The 4,045-nt window shown below is 56.0% G+C and carries 2 protein-coding genes; both read left to right on the forward strand.

What is annotated here, in order from left to right; translation table 11 throughout:
* Window positions 1–13 precede the first annotated feature (13 nt).
* Window positions 14–3,775 carry a beta-ketoacyl synthase N-terminal-like domain-containing protein gene (locus EOA38_RS29810; RefSeq protein ID WP_281060126.1) on the forward strand — a complete coding sequence of 1,254 codons (3,762 nt, stop codon included), beginning with the start codon at window positions 14–16 and terminating at the stop codon, window positions 3,773–3,775.
* A gap of 42 nt (window positions 3,776–3,817) precedes the next feature.
* On the forward strand, window positions 3,818–4,045 hold a 228-nt coding region (locus tag EOA38_RS39820), incomplete at its 3' end, for a hypothetical protein (protein WP_210212996.1).

Genomic DNA, 4,045 nt, shown 5'->3' on the forward strand with positions numbered 1-4,045 from the left:
ATTCTGGAACAATCTGGTTGATGGCATAGAGTCCATCGCAGACTTGGATGAACAGACATTGCGACAAGCTGGCGTTGATCCCAATACCTTTGGCAAGCCCAATTATGTGAGGCGCGAAGCCGTTATCAGGGGAGTCGATCTGTTTGACGCAGCGTTCTTCGGCATCTCGCCAAAGGAAGCAGCGTGGATGGACCCGCAACAGCGGATCCTGCTGGAAACGGCGTATCAGGCGCTCGATCATGCAGGATACGGATCGCGCGAGACCGCCGAGGATCCAGTCGGTATCTTTGCCGGCGTGGGAGCCAACCACTATCTCGCTGAACATGAAGCAGGCCGGGACTTGCTGGATTCGGAGAAATTGCAGATCCGCATTCTTAATGGCCACGATTTCACGGCGACGCGCATTGCCTACAAGCTCAACTTGACCGGTCCCTGCGTGTCAGTTCAGACGGCGTGTTCCACTTCGCTGGTCGCCGTCCACCTCGCTTGCCAGAGCCTGCGCAGCAATGAGTGCGACATGGCGCTGGCTGGCGGTGCATCGATTTCCCTGCCCCACGGAAAAGGCTATCTCCATCAAGAGGGCCATATCTTGTCCCCTGACGGTCACTGCCGTGCGTTCGATGCTAGAGCACAGGGAACGGTGAGAGGCAGCGGAGCAGCGGTCGTCGTCCTCAAGCGACTGAGCGATGCGCGTAGAGACGGCGATTATATCTGGGCGGTGATAAAGGGTTCCGCTATCAACAATGATGGCGCCTGCAAGGTAGGCTTCACCGCCCCTAGCGCCGACGGACAGGCCGCGGTGATTCAAGCTGCCCTAACCGATGCTGATGTCTCTGCGGACACCATTGGTTATGTGGAGGCGCATGGTACGGGAACCTATCTTGGCGACCCCATCGAAATCTCCGGGCTGACCAAGGCCTTCGGTTCCCACACAGCACGGAAACAATTCTGCGCAATAGGTTCGGTGAAGACAAATGTCGGCCATCTCGACGCCGCAGCGGGCGTAACGGGATTGATCAAGCTCGCCATGATGCTGAATAGGAACGTCATTCCCGCCAGCCTACATTTTGACAAGCCCAACCCAAATATCGACTTCAAGGAGAGCCCGGTGTTCGTAAACAAGACCTGCACCTCTTGGCCCAAAGGTGGTGAGCCACGGCGCGGCGGGGTCAGCTCATTTGGCATTGGTGGCACGAATGCGCACACGATTCTCGAGGAGGCACCGTCCCGAAGCACTGAGCAAGGGGGTCGTAGGCTGCACGTCTTTCCAGTATCGGGAGCGAGCAGGCCGGCACAGACCGAAACGCTCCGGCGACTGGCCGGCTTTATGCGCCGAAGCGATATTCAGCACAGCGCAGCAAATATCGCATACACCCTGCAAAAGGGTCGAGCCGCTCTCAGATATCGCTCAAGTTTCGTGGGATCCGATTTGGTTGAGCTAGCCGATCAAATCGATCAGGCGGCACTGCAGGCGAGCGCATTTCAAGAGGTGTCAAGCAGTGAAGACCGCATCGTTTTCATGTTCTCGGGCCAGGGAGCGCAGCAGATCGGAATGGGTCGGGAGCTTTATGAAGAAGAGCCTGTATTCCGCAACGCCATCGACGAATGCGCAAAGTGGCTTAACGAGCTTGCACATATTGATTTTCGCCCCCTACTCTACAGCGAAGTCAAATCTAATGGCGAGATTGAGCCTCAGCTGGAAGCCGTCATACAACCTGTCATTTTTGCTACGCAATATGCAATGGCGAAGCTCTTCATGTCGTGGGGCATTTTGCCGGCAGCTGTAATTGGCCACAGCATCGGCGAATATGCAGCCGCTCACGTTGCGGGCATCATCTCGCTACCTGATGCCATTCGCCTGACACTGAAAAGAGGAGAGTTAACGTCGCGCGTGCCTGCAGGCGGCATTGTCGCGGTCGGCCTGCCGCCCGAAGAGCTCCGGCCATATTGGAACGAAAACCTTTCATTGGCGGCAATAAACGGGCCGCGTCAGTGCATCGCTTCGGGGGCCGCATCCGAGATCGCAGCGTTTCATGCGCGATTGGAGGCGAGATCGATTGCGAGTAAGCCAATACGTGCAAGTCATGCCGTGCATTCATCCCTACTGGATCCAATCCTGCCGGAGTTCAAGATTCATGCAGGACAAGTCGATTTGCACGCGCCACAAATGCGTTTCATGTCAACGGTGCTCGGTGACTGGCTTGAGCCGGACGTGCGGCTCGACGGCAGCTATTGGGTCCGAAATCTGCGCGAAACGGTGCAGTTCCATCAGGCCCTCGATCGGCTAGTGCAATCGGGCCACGGATTGTTCATTGAGATGGGGCCTGGCGCAGCCCTGACGGGACATTCCAAGCGGTCCAAGTCAAAGATCAACCTGCGCAGCCCCATCGCCTTTGCTGCTTTGCCAGGAGGCGATCATGGGCAAGGCGATCGCCAGAGACTGTTACAGACATTAGGCAAGCTATGGACCTGCGGCGTTCGCATAGATTGGTCCGGCGTGCACGATCATAAGCCCCCGCAGCGTACCCCCATCCCGCCTTATCCTTTTGATCGCAAGCGTTACTGGCTCGATGCGGTCGTCATCAAGGAGGAGGAACAAAATGCCAATTTGAATCAGCCTGCTATTGCAGCCACATCCGTCGATCGCCCGACTGAGAACGAAGGGATGCGCAGTCCAACTGTAGTTGAGATGTCTGCTGAGGCAGCTTTAGACAGCCAAATTGGGGCGGTCTATCGGGAAATTTTGGGCTTGGATGAGGTTGCCCTGACCGACAGCTTCTTTGATCTTGGTGGCGATTCGTTGAGCGCCTTAAGCGTCATCGATCGCATCGAGCAGCTCACGGGAGAGAGATTGGCTGTCTCCCTGCTGCTGGAACACCAGACTCCAAGAGGGCTCGCAATAGCCCTCTCGAAGACACATAGAAGCGCGGGTCTGAACGCATTGGTGCCGATACAAACCGGCGGTTCAATGACGCCTCTGTTTTGCCCCCACCCTTTTGGGGGACATGTACTCCTATATAAACCTCTTGCTAAGGCACTTGGCACCGAGCAGCCGCTCTTCGGCCTGCAGGCGCGCGGTCTGAATGGTGAGGCAAGACCTCACCTGAGCATTCCGGAGATGGCGCGGGAATACGTAGAGGCTATCAAGAGCGTACAACCGCGCGGCCGTTATCAGCTCGCCGGCTTGTCTATGGGCGGCAGTATTGCTTGGGAAATGGCTTGCCAATTGCACGATGCTGGTGACGAGGTAGCTATAGTTGGGCTGCTCGATGCCAAAGCGCTTCACAAGGATGAAGAGCACACAAGCGGCCGGCATCGCCTGCTCGGCAACAGCCCCATTCCCGAGTGGCTGAGCGAGCAAGCGCTCATACTGAGTGTCCTTTTTCCGGCGCTGAAGAAACATTGGCAAAAGCTGAAATCCACCAAACGTGAGTGTCAGGTCAAGGCATTGCTCAATTTAGGAACGCAAGCAGCCAGTGTCCCCGACATGAGCGAAACGCAGCTCAATAATATCCTGGCAGTTGCCGAGGCAAATAAAATTGCGCTGCGCGAATATACGCCTCGGTTCAACGACAGCAGATCCGTTCTTTTTGCAGCCAGGAACGGCCTGCGCACATCCACTAATGAACCTGATGGCGATCTTGGGTGGAAGCAATTCGCGCGAGGCCGCCTGGAGATTCACGAGGTGCCTGGTGACCATTACACGATGGTCGCTCCGCCCCATGTGCGCGTCCTAGCAACGAAGCTCAAAGATTATCTCAATCGAAGCGACTAAGCGACGGCACCAGCAGCGAATCGCAAAAGCCGGATACGGCCTGTGACGAAAATGTTGCAACAAATCCTTGAACTAAATTTGCAGAATCTTTGCGACCGCAAATCGCTGACAATGGTACGTTCACTAAAAGATCTGAGATCAGGCACGGCTGAAAAAGATTTTGCCGATGTACGCTCGGACCGCCGCACAGCACGCAACGTCGGAGACAACGGCCAATGGCAAGAAGAGCGCTCATCCTGCTTGAAGGTTCAAGGTATAATGGTCCGCTAT

Origin of the sequence: Mesorhizobium sp. M1E.F.Ca.ET.041.01.1.1, assembly GCF_003997355.1 — a bacterium.
Taxonomy (GTDB): domain Bacteria; phylum Pseudomonadota; class Alphaproteobacteria; order Rhizobiales; family Rhizobiaceae; genus Mesorhizobium.